Raw genomic sequence first — 1,310 nt, forward strand, 5'->3', positions numbered from 1 at the left:
AACGTAGCGTGATCTCTGCGCGGCCCTGGGCGCAGCCCGTGCAGGCTGACCAGGCAGTCGCCGATCTTGAAGGTCTCCCCCGGGTCGTACTCGCGGACGTCGAAGGCGACCTCGAACGCCTTGTCCAGCAACGGGATCGTCGCGACCAGAAATAGTCCGGCCAATGTCCGGAAGGTGTCCAGGCCGCCCCGTGGAAGGTAAAGCGGAATCGGTTCGCTGCGCGTCGGAATGTCGCGTGCCGGCAGCGTCGGGAATCGCATGGGATACCGGGTCCGGCTGGCCAGCAATGCCTTCCCCACCGGCAGGAGATCATAGCAGTGATCGGAATGCAGATGACTGATCACAATACCGTCGAGCACCGCGGGATGCCCCAGCGCGCTCAGCGCCGTCGCGGCGCCGGGGCCGCAGTCCAGCAGCATCTTCGTCTCCGCGGTGCAGACGAGGTAGCTGGAGCTGCACTGACCGCCGGTCGGCATTCCCGACCGGCAGCCCAGGACGGTCAACCGCATACGTTCATCCGTTCATCTTGATGTTCCGCTCTTGGTGTTCCGTTGGGAACATTCCGTTGGGAACATGTGGAAAATTCGGCGCCGGGGTGCGCGAGGATTTCCGCTGTCATCCGCGATGCTGCTGGGTGGCGCCGTCGCCGGCAATACGGAACTTTCGAACGGACGATTGCCCCAGCCAATCGTCATCTACACGCGCCGCCGTCGCCGAACGGCCCGTGACGAAGAACATCGGGTCGGTCCGGCGGCGGGGGGCCGAAGGTGCCGGGATGCCGCGAAAGGTGCCGCGGGGGTGCGGGCTCAACCGCCGGAAGCCGGCTGCCCGTCGTGGGCGAGGACCGGCACCTGCGGCGCGGCAGGCGCGGGGACGGCGTCCTCCCCGAAGGGACCCGCGTTGTCCAAGCTGCGCAGGAACGCCTCGACGACGGGCGGCGGGTCGGGGTGCCAGACCACCTGCACCCCGACGGTGGGCACCGGCTCGACGAGCCGCACGGCCGCCAGGCCCTTGCCGGGCACGAAACCACTGCGGACGGACGAGGCGAATCCCACGACCGACTTCGTCGTGACGATGATCCCCGTGGCACCCGAGTCGTCGACCTCGTCGGCGACCGTCAGGCTGATGCCCGCCCGGCCGGCCGCGGCGAGGATCGCGTCGTGCATGGCGGGGCTCTGTTCCCGTCGGAACAACACGCACCGTTGACGCGCGAGCTCCCGGAACGACGCCTGCTGGCGGTCGGCCCACGGATGGTGGTGGCCGACGATGGCGACCAGCGGCAGGGTGAGAATCCGTCGCGACTGCAGCCC

Annotated in this window: 2 protein-coding genes; both read right to left on the minus strand. The window is 68.5% G+C overall.

The window, feature by feature from the left end; translation table 11 throughout:
- Positions 1-509 (minus strand): MBL fold metallo-hydrolase (locus tag AC08ON_RS18010; RefSeq protein ID WP_476617423.1); only part of this gene is annotated, 509 nt, incomplete at its 3' end.
- Between the two features lie 297 nt (positions 510-806).
- Positions 807-1,310, minus strand: a 504-nt coding sequence (locus AC08ON_RS18015; protein WP_476617424.1) for a LysR substrate-binding domain-containing protein, incomplete at its 5' end; no start/stop codon positions are given.

It is taken from the genome of Frankia sp. CoWAU3 (assembly GCF_977971855.1).